Origin of the sequence: Pedobacter sp. BG31 (genome assembly GCF_042464845.1) — a bacterium.
Lineage (GTDB): Bacteria > Bacteroidota > Bacteroidia > Sphingobacteriales > Sphingobacteriaceae > Pedobacter > Pedobacter suwonensis.
In genome coordinates this window covers 19,633-40,155 of the sequence record NZ_JBHNZK010000021.1, presented here as the reverse complement: position 1 = coordinate 40,155, position 20,523 = coordinate 19,633, and the positions used below count along the sequence as shown (strand labels likewise).

Here is a 20,523-nt window from a genome sequence, read left to right as displayed (position 1 = left end):
GAAGTAATCTTACGGCTAGAATCACTAGTATGAGAGATTGCTTTGTCGTTCCTCCGCGCAATGACGACCGAACTAGTGGACGCTGCCAATGTAACGAAGGGCAGGTCAGTAGAGATGATGATTTTATAAATTTATTTCTGCACCGTTACGTTAATTTGGTATAGTTTATCGTGCAAAGCTTTCATCTGTGCTTCTGAAAATTTAATATCTTTTCTATCATAGGTCATCAATCCGTTGGTTTCTACTTCAACATCGGTAGTTTGAGTGTACACGCCCGCAGAAAGCCCTATCGCTATTAATTCTTGCAAACGTTTCATAAACTGGGCGTATTTGTTAAACAAATCTGTTTTATTTTTAAAACTCTGATAACCCCAGTTATTCTTTTGTTGCCATACGTGGCCATCAACAGGCAGGCCTAGTCCACCAAACTCACCCAATACCAAGGCATAATCTTTTCCAAAGTAATCAGGACTCGGCATAGCCGGATGCGGATAATTGTGCAGATCGATGATATCGCCTACCGGATGAAAGTTACCGCCGCTGGCCGTATTGACCAACCTTGAAGGATCTTTTTCTTTGGTCCATTTGGCAATTTCTACGGTTTTAAACTGGCCCCATGCCTCATTAAAAGGTGTCCATACCACAATTGACGGCACATTGTAAAGGGCTTCAATAATGGCATTCCATTCTTTTCTGTAATAAGCTTCTGATTCGGCAGTTCTGTTTTGATCCGAACCATGATCTAAAACACCTGGACGGTTTTCCCAACCGTTACCCAAATCGCCGCTTGGCATATCCTGCCAAACCAACATACCCGCCTTGTCGCAATAGTAATACCAACGGGCCGGTTCTACCTTAATGTGCTTTCTGATCATATTAAAACCCATTTCTTTGGTTTTATCTATATCATATTTCAAGGCAGCATCGGTTGGCGCGGTATACAATCCATCAGGCCACCAACCCTGATCAAGCGGACCATACTGAAAAACAAATTCGTTGTTTAACAACATGCGCTGAATACCGTTCTGATCTTTGCCCATTGAACTTTTACGCACGGCGAAATAACTTTTCACCTCATCTACCTTTTTATTTTTGGCCATCAGTTCTACTTTTAAATCGTATAAAAACGGACTTTTTGGACTCCATAATTTTGGATTGGCTATTTTTAAAATGATCGCGCCCGTACCGTCGGCAACCTCCTCAGCTACTTTGGTTGCACCATCCCAGGCCGAAACCTTAATCTGATCTGCCCCTGAACCGTTTATAGCTGGAGTAACTGAAACCGTTTGCTGGTCAATATCGGGTGTGATTTTGAGGTGACCGATATGTGATTTATTAACTGCTTCGATCCACACCGTTTGCCAGATGCCGGTTACCGGCGTATACCAGATTCCCTCTGGTTTTTTCACCTGTTTTCCCCTTGGCTGAGGACCGTCGTCAGTTGGATCCCAAACTTCTACAGTTAAAGTCTGTTTACCGCTTTTATTCAAAAATGGTGTAATATTAAAGCTGAAAGGATCAAAACCGCCTTCATGTTTACCTACTTCTTTGCCATTGATGCTTACAGTGCTTCTCCAGTCAACCGCTCCAAAGTGAAGTAGAATTTCTTTTCCTTTCATATTCGCCGGAAGCGTGAATACCGTTTTATACCATAAGAGGCTATCTTTTCCAACCGTTTTGCCCACACCGGAAAGTGCAGATTCTACAGCAAACGGAACTAAAATTTTCCCCTGGTTAATGGCCGGGCGCTGCGATTTTTCGGAAATGGCATAATCCCACAGGCCATTTAGGTTTTTCCAGTTACCCATACGCTCCAGCTGAGGGCGTGGATATTCTGGCAATACATTTTTTGGGTTAACTTCCTGTGCCCATGGCGATGAGATTTTTCCTTTTACCATCGACCATGAATTGTCTTGCTGCTGCGCAGAAAGGGATAGCGACAGCCCCAGCAGCGATAAAATAAGCGATATTTTTTTATTCATTTGTTTAAATTTGAGTGTTTAAATCTAGTTTGGCAATACTTGTGAAAGATCCCCGGAGTTACCGTCATTTCGAGCGAAGTGCAACGCAGTCGAGAAATCTTTTTAGATAAATCTCTCCTGACTGCGCTTCAGTAGAGGACGACTATTCAATTGAAGTCGACAAATGATAACCTGTAGAAAAATAAATATCTTTATTTTAACTAAGGTCTTCGACTCCGCTCAGACTGACCCTCATTTATTTGTTATTCAGTTTTTTAATCAGGTTAACTTCATCCTGGCGATAAGGGGTACCATCAGGCTGAAAGATTTCATGAAACCATTCAATCGGTTCAGATCCGTCTGCAAGCGGTGTATCCCAGGCATATTTGGTATTGGTTTTACCCGCAGCAAAACCCCAGTTTATTGCACCAACATTTTCTTCTTTTAACATCGGCAAAATGTTAGCGAAACGGCTGTTGCGCGTCCGTGCCATATATTCAGTACAAATTAATGGCCTACCGCTAGCTTTTAACAGATCAATGGTTCTTTGGTGCCATTCCGGTGCCTCGTAGTTATGGTAAGTTACAATATCTGAATTGGCCAGCTGTATCTCGTTAAGCTTTTCAAAACCCCAGCTCCACAATCCGATGGAAATGGGCTGATCAGGATTGACAGCTCTTGCCCAGCTGATGGTTTTAGTTAGCAAAGGGATGGAGGCCTCCAGCTTTCCACTATTACCAGGTTCATTATATAAATCCCAGAGCAAAATCCTTTTATCATGGGCAAAATGGCTTAGCACATCTTTAACATATTTTTCAAGTTCAGGAAAATTGGCCTCTTCTTTAAAAGCCGGATCGCCGGGATCCTGTAACCAACCTGAATTATGGATGCCTGTTTTTGGTGCAGGCTGTTTGCCAATAGCCGAAGTTTTATTCCAGCAATCATCAAAAAAAACAAACATCGGTTTAATACCATGTTTTTGAGTGATGGTTAAAAACTGATCCATTCTCTTTTTAAAACCCGCCGGATCCTGGCTCCAGGCTTTGCTGAACAAGAAAACACGCAAGGTATTAAAGCCGATGCCTTCGGCCCAGCCCAGTTCTTTATCAATCAGTTCGGGCGAAAAGGTATCAGCCTGCCACATTTCTAACTGGTTAATGGCATTGGAAGGAATATAGTTTGCACCTGTTAACCACTGATGTTCTTTGTACCAGGCATTGGCCTTTTCTACAGGCCAGACTTTTGCAGCTTCTGTGCTTTTTTTTGTTTTTTGTGCAAAGCCAGTGCTGACGATCAGGCTTAATGCGGCGAATAGCGCATAGTTTTTTAAATTCATATCGGTATTATCTGATTAGTTTTTGTTTTAGTTTGATGGCGATGCTAAGCGCGCTCCTGCTTTTACCGGCGTACCAAAATTTGGTGTACCATCCTTATTCCAAAAGAACTTTTGGGCCCGGGGTGAACGGAAACCTCCGCAACCCTGGCCCGGCTTATCATTGGCGTGATATAGGATCCAATCTTCTTTGCCATCAGGCGATTTAAAAAATGAATTATGCCCTGGTGCATAAACGCCATCTTTTGGCGACTGCTGAAAAACAGGTTTAGTAAATTTTGTCCACGAAGCAGGATCAAGCAGGTTACTTTTTGCAGAAGCAGATAACATGCCCAGTGCATAAAAATCGGTCCAGCAACCACTGGCCGAATAAATGATAAAAACTTTGCCTCCATGCACCAAAAACTGTGGTCCTTCGTTAACATCAACATGTTCTCCTCCGCCTAAATCACCGTTTTTTTCCCAGTCGAATTTTGGGGTAGAAATTTTTACGCGTTGCCCGTCTACCGTCCAGGGGTTTTTAAGCCTGGCAATGAAAATCTCCTGTTTACCATTTTTATCTCCCTCCCATCCCGACCAAATCATATACAACTGGCCTTTAAAATCAATCACATCGCCGTCAATGGCCCACTTATCGGTGGGGTCGCTAATTTTTCCTTTAAATATCCATTCTCCTTTCATTGGATCGGCCGAAGCATTCTCTAACACATACATGCGGTGGTTTTCGTTTCTTCCATCATCCGCAGCAAAATAGGCATACCATTTTCCCCTTAAAAACATCACTTCAGGCGCCCAGATTTCTTTACTGTACATGGTTCCTGCTGGTGCTTTCCAAATGGTTTTACGCTCTGCGTCCTTTAAACCGGCTAAGGTTTTGGTTTTCCAAAGATCTATCCTGTTACCAGTGGTATGGGTGTAATAGTAATAACCATCTTTATAATAACTATAAGGATCAGCGCCAGATGGCAGCAATGGGTTGGTAAATGTTTGCGCATTTAATCCGCCAATCACTAAAAGGCATAATGCAAACCATAATTTTATTTTTAATTTATTCATTTTCAAAACTTAAAGCCTGTCTTTTTCAGGCTGCTGCATTTTCGTAATCTTTTAAAATTATTTTTTTTTCTGATATTTATACTAAATCAATTGATTTCTTCTATTAAAAAGCGAAAACTTTCGTAATCGATCTGCAGATGGTAACCACCATTTTTATCGCTTACAAAAACAGCTTTGATAATAGCTGTAGCCCTTGGCGATACTTTTTGATTGTTATGGTGCGTATGGAATACATACTGTAAGGCTCCATTTTTGTCGGTAAAGAAATCGCCATGCCCGGTACCATTTATTTTCAGTAATTTTTTACTGATTACCGGATTGCCTGCATATTTTACCCATGGTCCTTTGGGTGAGCCTGAAGTTGCATAACCCACCGCATAGTCAGGATTCCGGAAATCGTTTGCGGAGTAAAAGAGGTAGTAAAGGCCGTTCTTTTTAAGAACTGTTGGTCCTTCGGTTACCGGCCAATCTGTTTTAGCCGTATTTTCCCAGGGTTCTGTTCCTGCCAAACAGGGCTGTGTTGTTTCCGGGATGATATCCGAAAAGTCAGCCTTCAGTTCGGTTACGAAAATCCGGTTTCCACGATCAAGTTTAACATGATAGAGGTAATTTTTACCATCTGTATCGGTAAATACAAATGGGTCGATCTGCTTCCCTGTGCCTGAGATGGCTTTTAATGTTTCCTGTTTGAACGGACCTAACGGGCTCTTGCTCAAAGCAACCGCAATCTGCTCGTCAGCAGTATAAGCCATATAATAAGTATTTTTCCTTTTAAATACCTGCGGGGCCCAAAAACCTTTGTTGCCAAAGGCATCTCCCTTTTTTAAAGCAAAACCATCAATTCCTGGTTTTCTTTTCCAGGTTTTGAGATCTTTTGAAACATAAACCAAAAATCCCTGGTCACTGCTGGTACCATATAAGTAATAGTTGCCTTTATCTACGAAAATGGTTGGATCAGCAAGGTATAGGGTATCATTTAGCTTTTGTGCAACTATTTTTTCGCTAATGAAACATAGTGAAAAACAGAAAAAAAAGGCGTAAATATATTTCATTAGCAAAGGTTTAACTAAAGATAAGGTACTGATTTTCAAGATATCGCCATTCCTATAAGAGATCGTCATTTCGAGCGAAGTGCAACGCAGTCGAGAAATCTATTTATAGATCTCTCCATTCCGCTGCGCTACAGTCGAGATGACGATTTTCTAGTGGATACTGTCATTAATTAAAAACCTATTTTGCTCACAGGTGTAAAAATTAAATCATCAACACCAGCAATCTTAACGCCTATTCTGGCAAATACATAATTTTGAGTTGGCGTAATGCCTGGGATCGTTACACTCATGTTCAGGTTATTAAGATCGGCAATGGCTGCGCCACTAATCTGCTGGGCAGCAATGTTATTGCTACCATCTACAAACTGTGTTTTGTTAATGTAAAGCGACACATTTTCAATGTCCTTAGCATCGGCATTGGTAATGATTTTTTCGAGCTTGCAAAAAGCATTTACTTTGCCTGCCGCAGCGGTGAGGGTAGCCCCGCGGATCATGTAGTAAGGCATTACCTCAATATCCATGGTTTTATTGCCGTTAATGTTTACCGCAATGGTATCCTGTTTACCAGCAGCATTCTTTTTCCATAAAAAAGGCCCCTGATTAGGTGAAAAAACAAGTTTATAATCTCCGTTGAATAACCTGGCAGAATAGGTCCCATCCTGGCTCACATTCACGTTCAGGGCAGCGTAGTTACCAAAACCCGACTGCCAGAGTTCGAAATTCACCTGACCATACTGAACACTAATCGATTCACCTTTATACACAATCCGTCCGGTAAAATCGGCTTCAGGTGCATCATAATTATCTTTTTTACACGAAACAAAAAGTATGGCAATAAGTGCCCCCATCATGAAATAAAATCTAATTTTCATATCTATATCTGCTTATTGGTTAGGGTTTCTTATAATTTTCGGGTTTCCGTTAAGCACATCCTGCCCGATAGAAGAGTAATAATTACCGATACGGAACCGGTGTGCAGCGGTTACGCGGCTTGGTTTGATTACTTTAAAAATATATTTTAAATGGTTGGCATTTCCAGGATTATAATACTTGTAGGGCCACAAGCCAAATACCTGCGTACTGGTGCGTGTCGCGCTACCTATATTTGTAGCATTAATAAAATCGGCCGCCGACATGTTACTGCCATTCCAAACTTTATCAGCCAGTCTCCAGCGTTTCATGTCCCAAAGTTCATGTCCTTCAAAAGCTAGCTCTACTTTACGCTCGTGTACAATACGGTCGAAAGTGATTTGTGCAGGTATTAAAGCTGTAGTTAAACCAGCACGGTCTCTTACCTGTTTCATGTAGTTTGCAGCTGTAGTCGGATCACCTAGTTCAAAAGCGGCTTCGGCTGCATTTAACAACACCTCCGCATAACGGTAGCGGATCCACCAAACATCACTACGGGTACCAATCTGTCCTGACCCTGTTGCCGGATCCAGATACTTGCGGACATAAAAACCAGATTGTGCACTGAATTCCAATCCATCAACAGGGCCATCTCTTCCTACTACCTGTACAGATGCCGGATTATCTGGCAATACCTCACTTTTGCTCTGCCCGAAATTATCTCCGGTAATGATTGTTCCATTAGCCAATTGATAACCCGCCCAGATATCAACCGTTTTGCCTTTAAACTGTGTTCCCGGAAGAATCACTGTTCCAGCCAAACGTGCATCACGGCCTGCAAAAATATCGGTGATACTGGTATAGTATACCGGGTTACCATTTCCATCAACCGAAGCCATGGATGCATAGGTATTATCCAGTTTTTCGAATGACTGTACCAGATTTAAGGATGGGTTTAAACGCCCGCCCTGTGCTTCTTCGGCTGAAGAACGTGGTTGATTATCAATGGTAAAACCATGAACCTTATTGGTTTTCAACTTAAAATCTTTTGCAAAAATCACTTCAGGATTGCTGCCTTTATCCGTAAATAGCGCGGCAAAATTTTCAGACAAATTGGGATTCTTTTTGTACAATGAATATTTACCACCATCTATAATCTCTTTGGCCGCAGCTAAAGCTTTGGTAAAATAACCGTTGGCTAGGCTTGATGATATGCCCACCTCTCCGCCAGGTAAGGTTAACTGCGAGTTGCTGTATTTGGCAATTGAACCTGCATATAATGCTGCTCTAGACTCCATGGCTAATGCAGCGGCTTTTGTAGCCCTGCTCTGCACGGTCGCATCATCAGGCAATATATTTTTAACGGCTTCCAATTCGGCAATTACAAAATCATAAATTTCGGTTTCTTTTGCCCTTGGAAACTGAAGATAGCTTGGGTCGCCACTATAATCATAATCCAGAACAGTTGTAATTAACGGCACACCTCCCATTCTTTTTACCATTTCGAAATATACTCCTGCCCTGATAAAACGTGCTTCGGCCAGGAAACGGTCACGGTCTTCTGCTTTTAGTGCGGTAGATTCCTGTCCGCGTTTAATAAACATATTTAAGTCGCGGATATAACCATAAGTGCCCATATCCCAATATCTCCAGGCATCATAACCGTACTCTAAATTCTGATGGCGAAAATAATCGCCACTAGCCGAAGCAAAACCCTCGTCAAAACCGGTGAAAGTCCACCATGCTTCAATGGTCTGGTAATCCGGATACCGATCGTAAAGATCGCCAACAACAGTTAGCACCAGGTTTGGGTCTTTCCATACCGCATCAATAGGTAGCGTACTGGTAGGTTGTTTATCTAAGAATGCTGAATCTTTTTTACACGACTGCGCAAAACTTAAAAAGGCAATGGCGGCAAATGCATATATAATTTTTTTCATCTGATTAGTCTTTTTCATGTTACAGCGTTAATTTAAGTCCTATGTTAAAAAACTTGTTCTGAGGATACTGTAAACCGTTATCATCTGCGATTTCCGGATCCACCCCATAATCGCTCAGGTTATCGATAGAAAACAGATTGTATCCGTTTACATAAACCCTGGCATTTTGAATCTTGATTTTTTCGGCCCATCTTTTTGGTATGGTATAGCCTATCTCAAGCGTACGGGCACGTAAATACCTTACATTATGCAGCCAGAAAGTAGAATTTTTGTTGTAGTTGCTGTGTCCGCCGTCATTAAAGCGCAATGCAGGGTATTTCCCTGCTACCCAGGGACTGTTGAGGTCGTAAAGATTGGTGCGGTGCCAGCTGTCATCAGCAAAATTCTGCAGCAATGCTCCTCCGTTCTGGAATGCCCAACGCTGTTCCCAGTTTTGGTTCCATGAATACATCGCGCCTCCAGAAAAATCTGCAGTAAAATCGAAGTTCTTGTAAGAACCACCAATGGTGAAACCAAAGCCAATGTTTGGTTGTCCTGACGTGGTGTAACCAATCGGTCTTTCATCCAAACCATCAATAATACCGTCGCCATTCTGATCTTTGTAAATTAAATCGCCTGGCAATAAAGAGCGGTTTCCTTTCCCATCAATGTTAACTTTATAGTTATTGATCTCATCACTGTTCTGGAACTGTCCGGTTACTTCATATCCCCAAAAAATATCAGTATAACGCTGATTATAGCTGTTTCTGTAATTGTCCCATGAGTTGCCATAACGAGGCTTGTACTGCTCTAGAAATTTTCTCCGGCTGATGGAGATATTTCCACCCACGTTGTAGTTAAATTCTCCGATTTTATCCCTGTAATTTAACGCAAATTCGGCTCCGAATTGCGCATCGCTTTCCAGATTTTCTGCTGCTAATGGGTACCCCAGTTCGATTGGCACCAGCACATCATTTTTAACCTGTTTTAAACCAGTACGTTTTCGATAAAAATAGTCCGCAGTTCCGCTAAGTTTGCTGTTGAACAACGAAAAATCAAGACCTATATCTGTAATTTTGCTCTTAAACCAGGTAAGATTATTGATAACCGGACCTTTATCCCTTGAAGTGGTGATATTCTTTCCGTCTAAAATTACAGTACCTTGGTTATAGCGGTATCCCGGAATGTAGGCAAAAGGATCGATACCCAGATCATCATCTCCCAGTACGCCATACGAAGCCCGAAGTTTCAGATCATTTAAAATGGTGCTTTCACCTAAAAGCGACTTCATAAATTTCTCCTGGGTAATTCTCCAGCCAATGGATGCGGAAGGGAAATAACCTACACGCCTGTCGGGTGCAAACTTCCACGAGGCATCTCTACGGCCAGAAAGTTCCAGGTAATATCTATTGTCATAGTTATAGTTTAACCTGGCTACATATCCGATGCGGGCTTCTTCCTCCTGAATATCGGCGAAGTCCTGCCCGTCCATATCTGCAAACTGCAAAACAGGCAAAATATTCGTTTGTGGTACCGCATGCTGGAAAGTATAGGTCCTGAAACGATCTAAACGCTCTGCTACTAAAACACCACCAACAGTATGTTTGCCAAAAGTGCGGTTATAGTTGGCCTGCAACTGATAAGTATTGGTGTATATCTTTTCGTTCCTGCGTTCCCGGTAAGGATTAGAGCTTCCTACTTTTTCTTCATAAACACCGGTTTCAGGGTGGTAACTATATACATTGTAGGTATACTCATGACCATTGATCACATTATCGGCGATATAATAAGAATACAAACCTTTAATTTCCAATCCTTTGATAGGCGTATCATAACTGGCTGATAAATTGGTCTGTAAAACCCTCCAGTCTGACTTCCAGTATCCGCTTAAGGCTTTACTTTGCACGGCGAATTGCTCGGTATTGTGCCCGATATCGTTCGGATAATCAGGATTGCCATTGGCATAAGCCTGCTCTGTTGGCCTGTTTCTCAATAAAGCAAAACGGGCAGCCCAATAATCATCTCCACCTGGTACGCCCGGCTGGTCGCGGCTCTCAATACGGCCATTAATAAGCATCCCCACTTTAAAACGGTCGGTTATTTTAGCTTCAATATTGCTTTGGATATTGGTTCTTTTAAAATCGAACTCCCTGGCCTTTCCATATACCCCCTTTTGATCTAAGTGTGTACCCGAAAAGTAGTAATTTACCTTGTCACTGCCACCGGAAGCGCTTAAATTAATCGAAGATTGTGGCGCATTGGGCGCAATGATGATATCTTTCCAGTTCTGGCTCTGGTAACCAAATTCAGTGCCAGCTTTCCATTTATCCAGTTCAGCCTGCGTAATACTGGTTGCTCCGTTCTGGTTCATTTCTGCTGTAGCCTGTCCCACTTTCCATTGGTAAGCATCGGTAGTTTCCGGGAAACGTACCCAGTTCTGCCATCCGGTATAAGCGTCAACGCTAAAGGTGTTACGCGTGCTGTTTTTTCCTCTTTTAGTTGTCACCAAAATTACCCCATTAGCAGCCCGGCTACCATAAATAGCGGCCGAAGCATCTTTTAGCACACTAATGGTTTCGATATCGTTAGGTGAGATATTATTAAACTGACCAGCATCCTGCTGAATCCCATCTATAACATATAATGGGTTGCCCATGTTACGGATCTGGATGTTGGCACTCGATCCCGGTCTGCCGTCAGGCATCCGGAACGATACACCGGGCAGTTTACCAGCAAGGCCCGTACTTACGGTTGAGCCACCGTGCACCTTCTCCAGGTCTTTACTGCTGATGGAAGAAATGGCCCCTGTTATGGCTTCCTTTTTCTGTGTGTTATAGCCCACTACCACCACTTCTGAAAGATCGTTGCTGGAAGGTTTAAGTTTAACGTTAAGTTGAGAACGCCCTGCGAGTGCAATTTCCTGATTGGCATAACCTACATAGATAAAAATCAGGGTCGCATTTTTATCGGTAACCTGAATTTTAAATTTTCCGTCGGCATCTGTTGTTGCCCCCGTACTTGTGCCCTTAATTTTAATACTGGCACCTACAACTGTTTCGCCCTTTTCGTCGGTCACGGTACCGGTAACGGTACTTTGCTCCTGCGCAATAAGCTGAAATGAAAATAAGAGTAAGGTAATCGAGGTTAAAATAGCAGAGCGGATTTTGCTTTTCAAAAATAGCTTTTGAAGCAAGTACCAATCCGGGCTTAAAAAGCCGTCATAGGAGAATAAACTTCTTTTCATATTTGGTTAGAGATTTGGTTATTACTGGAAGTAAATGGTTTTAGTTCCAATTAATTCTTTTCAAAGATTCGGTTTTTAGCTTTTAAGAAGGATATACATTTGTATCAATCTTTCTTCATTTTGTCTCGATTTGTGATGAATGATATTTGTCATGCAGTTAACTGAAAATGAGACTTAACCACGGATATTTGATTAGGACGATTTTGGCACGGAGGCACGGAACACACGGAGGGTGCCCCTCAACGCGTCATCCTGAGTTCAGCTCAGGATCTATATCGCATTTTTTTTGGAAATGATGGGGCTGATGCTTTTCGATTAAGGAAGCTCTACTATTTCTTCAAGTCCTCACTCATTCTTCGCTCCGGGCTATCCGTTCTATCAGTATCTATGTAATAAAGTGATCTTAGTTCAAGTGGTCTTAAGCAAGCCACAAATGTTAAATTTAAACAAAGAATAGAACTAAGATCATGACAAATTTAGCAGAAAAATTAGATTTTAGCGGTCATACGATAAGCTGTGGCATCGATGTGCACCTTAAAAGCTGGACAGTTTCACTGTATCTGGGGAGACAGTATCTCAAAAGCTTTGTCCAGTCTCCTCCATCAGTTGATGGACTGTGGAATTTTCTTTTAACCAACTATCCTAAAGCTCGTTATGAATGTGCCTACGAAAGTGGTTTCTGTGGATTCTGGATACAGCGTGCTTTTGCGGTTCGTTCAATAAGCTGTATTGCAGTAAATGCTGCAGATGTTCCACGGACCGATAAAGGGACAAAGAACAAGAATGACAGGAATGATTCCAGGCGTATAGCCGAGGCACTTCAGGCTGGGCAGCTGGCAGGTTTAGGAACAGAGGCCGGTAATCCTAATTTGGATCAGGCGCTGGGTTTTGCGTTAGGGATTGTAAGGGTTCAGTACCGATCCTTAATCGGTACCGGAGCGAAGCGCAGCCCTGCAAAGCCCGAGTTATCAGTTTGCAGTTATTAGTTTGCAGTTATCAGTTCATAGTTAGCAGGTTACAGTTTGCAGGTTTCATATCCATAGAAAAATGAGTTTCTATCTTTAAAGCTTTCATAAATAAAATCTGTCTCAATTTTTCTACATATCTGCTCAAATTTTATTTAGGCAAAAAGGCAGTCATTTCTTTAATATATTTGAAGCTACTGACCGAGATCTCTTGAAAAAACTGACCATCCTTTTATACCTGTTATTTTTTGCCAACCTGCTTTGGGCGCAGCCCTACTATTTCAGGCATTACCAGGTAGAAAACGGGCTTTCCAATAATACGGCCTTTTGCAGCGTGCAGGATGGAAACGGTTTTATGTGGTTTGGCACAAAAGATGGTCTGAACCGGTTTGATGGTTATGCTTTTAAAACCTACCGCCACGATCCTGACCAGCCTGGAAGTTTGGGCAACGATCTGATTTATGCGCTCCACCACGATCAGCAACAGACCCTTTGGGTAGGTACAAACAATGGTGTATACCAATATAATCCTGCAAAGGAAAGTTTCGCCATGATTAAGGCGACTAAAGGGATGCGGATTATCGATCTGGCTAGCGATCAGCAGGGAAATCTGTGGATCCTTTCTTCATTCAAAATCTATCTATATCAAAAACATACCAGGAAAATACGGGCGTTTGCGCATAACGCACCATTTGATGCCTCGCTGGTTACCGTTCTAAAAGATGGCAGTGTATGGATCAGTACCGGAAAGGGAACGCTGGAAAAGTACATTCCAGAAAAAAATAATTTTCAGCAGTTCAACATCAATGGAAAAAATGCCAAAGCTGAATACGGGTGGGTATCCAGGATTGCAGAAACTGAAAACGGAAATTTATTGGTTGGTACTACCAATCAAGGAGTTAAACTTTTCAACCCTGTTACCCTAACATCAAAAAATATACTGAAGTTGAACGACGACAAAACGCCAATTTTCGTCCGAGACATAAAAAAGACAGGTCCACACGAGTTTTGGATTGCCACAGAATCTGGTATTTACATTTATAATGACGAGAGTGGAGCTATTATCCACCTCAAAAAGCAGTACAATAACGATTATTCTTTAAGCGATAATGCGGTTTATACCATTTGTATCGACCGTGAAGGTGGTGTTTGGGCCGGTACCTACTTTGGAGGAGTAAATTATTACTCAAGCCATACTTCATTGTTTACCAAATACTTTCCGCAAAATGGCGCCAATTCAATCAGCGGAAGTGATGTAAGGGAAATTACAAAAGATGGAGCAGGTAATTTATGGATCGGTACGGAAGATGCCGGCCTGAATAAGCTCCATGTAAAAACAGGTATCTTTAAACATTTTTTGCCAGATGGTAAACCAGGGAGCATTGCTTATTCCAATATCCACGGCTTACTGGTTGATGGCGACAAACTCTGGATCGGTACTTTTGAACATGGATTGGATGTTTTAGACCTGAAAACAGAAAAGGTGATTAAACACTACCAGGCCGGTGTAGGAAACGCTCTGCGTACCAATTTTATCGTTACTTTTTGCAAAACGCGATCGGGCGAAATATTGGTCGGGACCATTAATGGCATTTACCGATACAACCGTAAAAGAGATGACTTTGACCCTATTGCAGGGCTTCCTTTTATTTTTTATTATTCGGTTATAGAAGATAGCCAGGGTAATATTTGGGCGGGCAGTTTTAACGATGGTATATTTCAATTTAATTTATCCAAACCAGGTTATGTAAACTACCGGCATACCCCGAATGATGCAAAAAGTTTAAGCCATAACTCCGTAAATAGTATTTTTGAAGATAGCCAAAAGCATATTTGGGTAACTACAGATGGCGGAGGGCTCTGCAGGTTTGACTGGCAAAAACATCAGTTTAAGCGCTATGGAGTAAAAAATGGCTTCCCCAGCAATTACCTGTTCCGCATTGAGGAAGATACCTTAAACAAATTCTGGATCAGCAGTACCAGGGGGCTTATCCATTTTGATCCGGCTACGGGCTTAAGTAAAACCTATTCAAAAGCTAACGGATTACTTTCCGATCAGTTTAATTACAGTTCTGCCTATCAGGATGAAAGTGGCCAGATCTATTTCGGTGGTGTAAAAGGATTGGTCAGTTTTAATCCGGCCAATTTAAAGACGTCAACGTACGCGCCACCCGTATTTTTGACCGGATTTCAGATCAACGGTTCAGAAATGGGGTCTAACGTGAAAGATCCGCTCGACAATAAATCAATCGTTTATGCCGATACTGTCGAACTTAATCATAATCAATCCTCTTTCAGCATCGATTTTGCGGCTTTAAGCTACCTATCGCCCGAAATGACCGAGTATGCTTATAAAATGACGGGGCTTTATAAAAATTGGGAATATCTAAAAACTAACAGGAAAGTTTATTTTACCAAACTTGCGCCTGGCAATTACATTTTTGAGGTAAAAGCACTCGTTGAAGGAAGTAACAGTTGGAGTACCAAGAACACTAAACTGCTGATTAAAATATATCCTCCTTTTTACTTCAGTCCCCTTGCCTATTTAATTTACCTGATGGCCACAGGCGGAATTATTTTCTTCCTGGTACGAAGTTACCATCGGAAAATTGCAGTAAAAAACAGCAGGCGGATGGAAGTTTTTGAGCATGAAAAACAGAAGGAAATTTACCAGGCCAAGATCGAATTTTTCACCAACGTTGCTCATGAAATCAGAACGCCGCTCACGTTGATCATCGGGCCGATGGAGAAACTGATTAAACAGGCAAATGCTATACCTGCGATAGAAAAGAATTTGCGGATTATGGCCCGGAATACTGATCGATTGCTCAAGTTAACCAACCAATTATTGAATTTCAGAAAGACGGAAACCAGCGAATTTTCATTAAACTTCGTAAAAGCCGACATTTCTGAAATTTTAAAAGATATATTTCTACAGTTCCAGCCAGCTGCAGAACAGCAAAACATTGTATATAACCTTCATTTACCAGAGCAAAACCTCCATGCTTATATCGATATTGAAGCTTTTTATAAAATAATCAGCAATCTGGTCAGCAATGCGCTTAAATATGGAAGAAGTACTGTGGAGATAAACTTATCGTTGCCGGAAAGCGGTCAGTTTATGGTGAAGGTTAAAAATGATGGGAACAGGATTCCTATAGAAATTAAGGACAAGATATTTGAACCTTTTTTCAGGGGCAAAGAAACAGCGGTAAAGGCAGGGACAGGAATAGGCCTATCGATATCAAAATCGCTTGCGCAGCTGCACAGAGGGGAACTTTATTTGGATTTTAATGAGGATGGATTTAATATCTTTGTATTAGCGCTGCCGATCCATCAACGGATAGAATTTAACCTGAACGGAAAATGGAAGAAATTGTAACTGGGTTTACCATTAAAGATACTGATGAAGACAGGGCTGTGGTGTTATTGGTTGACGATAACGAAGATATCCTTGATTTCATTTCGGATGATCTGGAAGAAAAATATCGTGTATTACAAGCCAGAAACGGTAAAGAGGCCTTTGCTATATTACAAAGTGAAATTGTCCAACTCATTGTCAGCGATGTGATGATGCCCGAAATGGACGGTTTTGAATTTTGTGCCAAAGTAAAATCGACCATGGAGTTCAGCCATATCCCTGTAATCTTGCTGACTGCAAAAAATTCGTTGCAATCTAAAATCGAGGGGTTAGAATTGGGTGCCGATGCCTATGTAGAAAAGCCTTTTTCACCCGAGTTTTTACAGGTACAGATTTCCAGTCTGCTTAAAAACAGAAACAAAATCAAAGAATATTTCTCCAATTCTCCCCTCCTCCACCTGAAAAGCATGGCCTATTCTAAGGCAGATGAGCTATTTTTGGAAAAATTACAGGATACCATTAACCAAAACATCAGCAATCAGGATCTTGACGTGGAGCATCTGGCAGAAAAGATGAACATGAGCCGGCCAACGCTTTACCGGAAAATTAAATCCATTTCCAATTTAAGTCCGAATGAACTGATTAATTTAGCAAGGTTAAAAAAAGCTGCGGAACTTTTAAATGAGGGATTATTGAAAATTTACGAAATCTCGGAGTTGGTGGGTTATAGTTCACAATCACATTTTGGAAGGAATTTTGCAAAACAATTTGGCCTGTCGCCTACTGACTATGTGAACAGTAAAATAGCAGAGAAGAAAAGAGGATAAATTAACGTGATTTTCGGCTGAAGCGGAACGGAGAAATCGGCCGCGTAATTTTTCCCGCATACATTTTAGTGGTGATCATGACCGCTCTGTCAACACCCCTCTCAAATAGGCAAAAGTCTCCTCAATTTCAAATCATTAGCTACGTATTGTTATTAATATTTATTATGTGTAAATTGTAATAACCAAAATATAGAAGCTATGAAAATGCTTAAGAAAATCGAAAACTGGGGCGATCACCACCACCCAAAATGGCTTGATTTTTTCAGAATCTTATTAGGCCTCGTGTTAATGTGGAAAGGCATTGATTTTTATATCAATATGCAAGCTTTTAGTAATTTAATGAGAGGTGCTTTTCTTGGTACGGCAATCAGCATCAGCCTGCTGGCGCACCTTATTATTGTTTTACATATTATCGGTGGTTTGGCCATCACACTGGGTACGTACACCCGCACATTCTGCCTGATAAACCTACCGATACTGATCGGTGCCGTATTCTTCATCAATATCTCTGGTGGAATTTTTAAACCCTATTCTGAATTCTGGATTTCCATTTCGGTACTGGCCGGATTAATCTGTTTCGCCATTGAAGGGAATGGATATTTATCTGTTGAACGACAGAAAATTAATCCTAAAGAAGCAGTTTAGTTAAAGTTAACGGTAACCGATTGTGACGATTAACGGCATGAAACGGCTGTTTATGGATGCTTTTTTATTTTTTTATCCATCCTAACTAAATGATTAGCAAGGCTTAAAATATTAATTAAAATATTTGATCGGAAAAGGTTTGGAGATTAACGCCAAATTCCTACTTTTGCAGCGGAGAGCTGGCAGAGTGGTCGAATGCGGCAGTCTTGAAAACTGTTGACTGTAACAGGTCCGGGGGTTCGAATCCCTCGCTCTCCGCCTGAAAAAACTAAAGCCTGAAATCGCATGATTTCAGGCTTTTTTCGTTTTGTCTCGTCTTTACAATCTCTTTTAACTTATACCCAAAATAGTTTTAAACAAATAGAAAAATTTTGGTACGCAATGTTTAGGATCGATTATTTCAACATAATACCTTTTGGTCGTAAACTACAATAGTTTTGTTTAATAAACAAAACTATTGTAGTTTTGTATCAAACACTTTTTTTTTATGATACCTCAAAATATCCTTAATCAGATTGTCCAGGCGCAAAGTCTAAATATAGCAAATAAAGATACAGGGCTAAAAAGAGATGCGCTGCCACTACTGCCAAATTTAGCTTCCCATGCTCTTATTGTATCAGGAATAAGAAGGTGCGGAAAAAGCACTTTACTATTTCAATTATTAAACAGTAAATATCCTGGAGCGTTATACCTCAATTTTGAAGATCCCAGACTATATGAATTTGAAAGCAAGGATTTCCTAAGGTTAGATGAGTTGATCAGAGAGCAAAAACGTTCTGTTCTAATGTTTGATGAAATTCAAATTATACCTGAATGGGAAAGATATGTACGACAGAAATTAGAGGAAGGTTTTAAGGTTGTTGTTACTGGTTCAAATGCCTCACTGTTGAGCAGAGAATTAGGAACAAAGCTTACGGGGAGGCACATTACTAAAGAGTTATTTCCTTTTTCATATCATGAGTTTATCTCTCATCAAAAATTAAAGCCTTCAACTGAATCGCTAATTAACTATTTGACAACCGGAGGCTTTCCCGAATATATTAAAGAAAGAACCGATGATATCCTAAATCACCTTTTTGAAGACATACTGATCCGTGACATCGCAGTGCGTTACAGTATAAAAGATATAAGAACACTCCAGCGCTTGGCCCAGTACCTAATCTCAAATGTTGGGAAGCCTGTATCGGGCAATAAGCTTAAAAACATTTTTGAAGTAGGTGCAACCAGTACTGTGCTGGAGTATTTATCACATATGGAATACTCCTATTTATTACATTTTGTACCGAAATTTAGTTACTCTCTAAAAAAACAAATTGCAAATCCAAGAAAAGTATATGCAATTGATACAGGTCTTATCAATGTAAATTCAGGATCTTTTACCGAGGACAACGGACGTAAATTCGAAAACCTCATCTTTTTGTATCTTCGCCGAATTTATAAAGAAATCTATTATTTTTCAGAAAGAGGAGAATGTGACTTTATTGCATTTAAAAACGGGGCTTTTCATCAAGCGATTCAGGTATGTTATGAACTAAATCCAGATAATCTTGAAAGAGAAGTTAATGGTATGATTGAAGCCTTGGAATTCTTTAATATCGAAGAAGGAATTTTAGTTACCATTTCTCAAAAGGATCAATTCGAAAAAAATGGTAAGGTTATCCGCGTTATTCCTGCTCACGAATATCTGCTGAACTAGCAACAACTCGTACTTAATGGCTACCGTGTCCCATTAAACTTATCAAGTACTCCTGTCATTAACCTCAAACCTGCCCGTTTTTATATCCAGTACAATTTTGAACACAATAATTTCTTCATCATGCGCATCTGCCTTACCTGTACCATGCGATGGCTGTTCAGATGGAGTATTGGTTAGAGGCATCATCCGATGGATAATCCCCTGTAAAACATTTTGTTTTTCTGAATCATCGGTGATTTCTTCAAATTTACCCCAGCAAACCACACTTTTCCAGTTAAAGGTATCACGAATCTGATCAGCCTGGAAGCATACCTGTGGGTTGCTTCTCATCATCCTGATTTTTTGTCCGGGAGCAGAATGGGCATAAACTTTACCATTGCTATACACATAATTAATGGGTACGATATAAGTCATGCCCTGTACATGGCAACCTAAACGACCGATACATTGTTCTTTAAGGAGTTTTTCAATATCCTCTTCTTTTAATGTCCCTAACATTTTCGAAAAATTAATGTTGAATAATTATTGCTACTGGCCTCCTGAAATATCTAAAACAACCCTGCCCTCTATTTCTCCCATTTTCATTTGTTCAAACACATCGTTGATGTCTTCCAATTTTGCATGATTAATCTGCGCCCTTACCTTGCCATCCACAGCGAATTCGATAGCTTCCTGCATATCTTTTCTCGTACCTACAATAGAGCCCCTGATCGTGATCCTGTTTAATACGGTATCAAATATGGGAAGATCGAAACTGCCCGGGGGTAATCCGTTTAGCGACAAAGTACCTTTTCTCCGCAATGCAGAAAGCCCCTGACTAAAAGCGATTGGCGATACTGCAGTAACCAATACGCCGTGCATTCCCCCTGTTTGTTTTTTAAGGAATTCCCCTGGGTCCTGTTCAAGTGCATTAACCACAATGTCGGCACCTAATTTTCTGGCCATATCCAATTTATCGTTAGAAACATCAATCGCAGCAACCTGTAAACCCATGGCTTTTGCATATTGAACCCCTAGATGGCCTAATCCGCCAATGCCTGATATAGCAACCCATTCGCCTGCTTTCACCTCAGTTTCTTTTAAACCTTTGTAAACGGTAACCCCTGCACAGATAATCGGCGCCATTTCTGCAAAATTTACGTGCGAAGGAAAATGGGCAACGTACCTGGAATCGGCGATTACATATTCTGCGAACCCACCATCAACACTATAACCGCCATTTTGTTGTTCGTAGCATAATGTTTCCCAACCTGTTAGGCAAAATTCGCAACAACCACAGGCACTGTACAACCACGGAACGCCAACTACATCGCCTTCTTTAACAGTTTTAACATCATGCCCCATTGCGGCTACCAAACCGATGGCTTCGTGACCAGGTACCAACGGCATTTTCGATTTTACCGGCCAGTCCCCGTTACAGGCGTGCAGGTCGGTATGGCATACACCGCATGAAATTACTTTTACCAGAACCTCATATTGATTGAGCGGTCTGACTGGCAGTTCTTCTATGGCCAGCGGTCCCCCATACTGGTGGACAACCGCGGCTTTCATTGTTTTAGGATACATATTTTCTTGTTTAGAATAGATTTCACAATTAAGTTTCAGAAAATCAACA

Annotated in this window: 14 protein-coding genes and 1 tRNA gene; 6 read left to right on the top strand and 9 right to left on the bottom strand. The window is 41.0% G+C overall.

The annotated features are described in order from the left end of the window. Positions 1–131 precede the first annotated feature (131 nt). The 7 genes from ACFE6N_RS20150 to ACFE6N_RS20120 form a co-directional block, all read right to left on the bottom strand. The gene (locus tag ACFE6N_RS20150) at positions 132–1,982 is read right to left on the bottom strand and encodes a glycoside hydrolase family 2 protein (RefSeq protein WP_378939453.1); all 1,851 of its coding nucleotides are present in this window, start codon (positions 1,980–1,982) and stop codon (positions 132–134) included. 235 nt (positions 1,983–2,217) lie between these two features. Further along, the gene (locus ACFE6N_RS20145; protein WP_378939451.1) at positions 2,218–3,297 is read right to left on the bottom strand and encodes a 1,4-beta-xylanase; all 1,080 of its coding nucleotides are present in this window, start codon (positions 3,295–3,297) and stop codon (positions 2,218–2,220) included. A gap of 27 nt (positions 3,298–3,324) precedes the next feature. Continuing rightward, positions 3,325–4,350 carry a family 43 glycosylhydrolase gene (locus tag ACFE6N_RS20140; RefSeq protein WP_378939449.1) on the bottom strand — a complete coding sequence of 342 codons (1,026 nt, stop codon included), beginning with the start codon at positions 4,348–4,350 and terminating at the stop codon, positions 3,325–3,327. Between the two features lie 86 nt (positions 4,351–4,436). Continuing rightward, a complete protein-coding gene (locus tag ACFE6N_RS20135) occupies positions 4,437–5,402 on the bottom strand; it encodes a glycoside hydrolase family 43 protein (RefSeq protein WP_378939447.1) in 966 nt (321 codons plus the stop codon). Between the two features lie 170 nt (positions 5,403–5,572). Then, positions 5,573–6,274 carry a DUF3823 domain-containing protein gene (locus tag ACFE6N_RS20130; protein WP_378939445.1) on the bottom strand — a complete coding sequence of 234 codons (702 nt, stop codon included), beginning with the start codon at positions 6,272–6,274 and terminating at the stop codon, positions 5,573–5,575. A gap of 12 nt (positions 6,275–6,286) precedes the next feature. Next, positions 6,287–8,191, bottom strand: coding sequence for a RagB/SusD family nutrient uptake outer membrane protein (locus ACFE6N_RS20125; protein WP_378939443.1), 1,905 nt, complete (start codon positions 8,189–8,191; stop codon positions 6,287–6,289). 19 nt (positions 8,192–8,210) lie between these two features. Then, positions 8,211–11,414, bottom strand: a complete 3,204-nt coding sequence (locus ACFE6N_RS20120) for a SusC/RagA family TonB-linked outer membrane protein (RefSeq protein WP_378939441.1) — start codon at positions 11,412–11,414, stop codon at positions 8,211–8,213. Positions 11,415–11,881: 467 nt separating this feature from the next. On the opposite strand from ACFE6N_RS20120, the gene ACFE6N_RS20115 reads away from it, so the two are divergent. The 6 genes from ACFE6N_RS20115 to ACFE6N_RS20090 all read left to right on the top strand — a co-directional run bounded on the left by ACFE6N_RS20115 (position 11,882) and on the right by ACFE6N_RS20090 (position 18,908). Then, positions 11,882–12,400, top strand: a complete 519-nt coding sequence (locus ACFE6N_RS20115; RefSeq protein WP_378939439.1) for a hypothetical protein — start codon at positions 11,882–11,884, stop codon at positions 12,398–12,400. A gap of 190 nt (positions 12,401–12,590) precedes the next feature. Then, positions 12,591–15,761: a two-component regulator propeller domain-containing protein gene (locus tag ACFE6N_RS20110; RefSeq protein ID WP_378939437.1), complete on the top strand. Its 3,171-nt coding sequence runs from the start codon at positions 12,591–12,593 to the stop codon at positions 15,759–15,761. Beyond that, positions 15,746–16,567 carry a response regulator gene (locus ACFE6N_RS20105; RefSeq protein ID WP_378939435.1) on the top strand — a complete coding sequence of 274 codons (822 nt, stop codon included), beginning with the start codon at positions 15,746–15,748 and terminating at the stop codon, positions 16,565–16,567. The genes ACFE6N_RS20110 and ACFE6N_RS20105 overlap by 16 nt, the downstream gene beginning before the upstream one ends. A gap of 198 nt (positions 16,568–16,765) precedes the next feature. Then, positions 16,766–17,212, top strand: a complete 447-nt coding sequence (locus ACFE6N_RS20100; RefSeq protein ID WP_134204038.1) for a DoxX family protein — start codon at positions 16,766–16,768, stop codon at positions 17,210–17,212. A 173-nt stretch (positions 17,213–17,385) separates the two neighbouring features. After that, positions 17,386–17,470: transfer RNA gene (locus ACFE6N_RS20095), tRNA-Ser, on the top strand. A gap of 229 nt (positions 17,471–17,699) precedes the next feature. Beyond that, positions 17,700–18,908 (top strand): ATP-binding protein, encoded by a 1,209-nt coding sequence (locus ACFE6N_RS20090; RefSeq protein ID WP_378939432.1) that lies wholly within the window; start codon positions 17,700–17,702, stop codon positions 18,906–18,908. 42 nt (positions 18,909–18,950) lie between these two features. On the opposite strand, the gene ACFE6N_RS20085 is transcribed toward ACFE6N_RS20090, so the two are convergent. Further along, a complete protein-coding gene (locus ACFE6N_RS20085) occupies positions 18,951–19,406 on the bottom strand; it encodes a pyridoxamine 5'-phosphate oxidase family protein (protein ID WP_378939430.1) in 456 nt (151 codons plus the stop codon). 30 nt (positions 19,407–19,436) lie between these two features. Next, positions 19,437–20,474 carry an alcohol dehydrogenase AdhP gene (gene adhP, locus ACFE6N_RS20080; RefSeq protein WP_378939429.1) on the bottom strand — a complete coding sequence of 346 codons (1,038 nt, stop codon included), beginning with the start codon at positions 20,472–20,474 and terminating at the stop codon, positions 19,437–19,439. Between the last annotated feature and the right edge of the window lie 49 nt (positions 20,475–20,523).

Coding starts and splice junctions, on each gene's coding strand:
- ACFE6N_RS20150 (WP_378939453.1), bottom strand. CDS start 1,982: ATGAATAAAAAAATATCGCTTATTTTATCGCTGCTGGGGCTGTCGCTA.
- ACFE6N_RS20145 (WP_378939451.1), bottom strand. CDS start 3,297: ATGAATTTAAAAAACTATGCGCTATTCGCCGCATTAAGCCTGATCGTC.
- ACFE6N_RS20140 (WP_378939449.1), bottom strand. CDS start 4,350: ATGAATAAATTAAAAATAAAATTATGGTTTGCATTATGCCTTTTAGTG.
- ACFE6N_RS20135 (WP_378939447.1), bottom strand. CDS start 5,402: ATGAAATATATTTACGCCTTTTTTTTCTGTTTTTCACTATGTTTCATT.
- ACFE6N_RS20130 (WP_378939445.1), bottom strand. CDS start 6,274: ATGAAAATTAGATTTTATTTCATGATGGGGGCACTTATTGCCATACTT.
- ACFE6N_RS20125 (WP_378939443.1), bottom strand. CDS start 8,191: ATGAAAAAAATTATATATGCATTTGCCGCCATTGCCTTTTTAAGTTTT.
- ACFE6N_RS20120 (WP_378939441.1), bottom strand. CDS start 11,414: ATGAAAAGAAGTTTATTCTCCTATGACGGCTTTTTAAGCCCGGATTGG.
- ACFE6N_RS20115 (WP_378939439.1), top strand. CDS start 11,882: ATGACAAATTTAGCAGAAAAATTAGATTTTAGCGGTCATACGATAAGC.
- ACFE6N_RS20105 (WP_378939435.1), top strand. CDS start 15,746: ATGGAAGAAATTGTAACTGGGTTTACCATTAAAGATACTGATGAAGAC.
- ACFE6N_RS20100 (WP_134204038.1), top strand. CDS start 16,766: ATGAAAATGCTTAAGAAAATCGAAAACTGGGGCGATCACCACCACCCA.
- ACFE6N_RS20090 (WP_378939432.1), top strand. CDS start 17,700: ATGATACCTCAAAATATCCTTAATCAGATTGTCCAGGCGCAAAGTCTA.
- ACFE6N_RS20085 (WP_378939430.1), bottom strand. CDS start 19,406: ATGTTAGGGACATTAAAAGAAGAGGATATTGAAAAACTCCTTAAAGAA.
- adhP (WP_378939429.1), bottom strand. CDS start 20,474: ATGTATCCTAAAACAATGAAAGCCGCGGTTGTCCACCAGTATGGGGGA.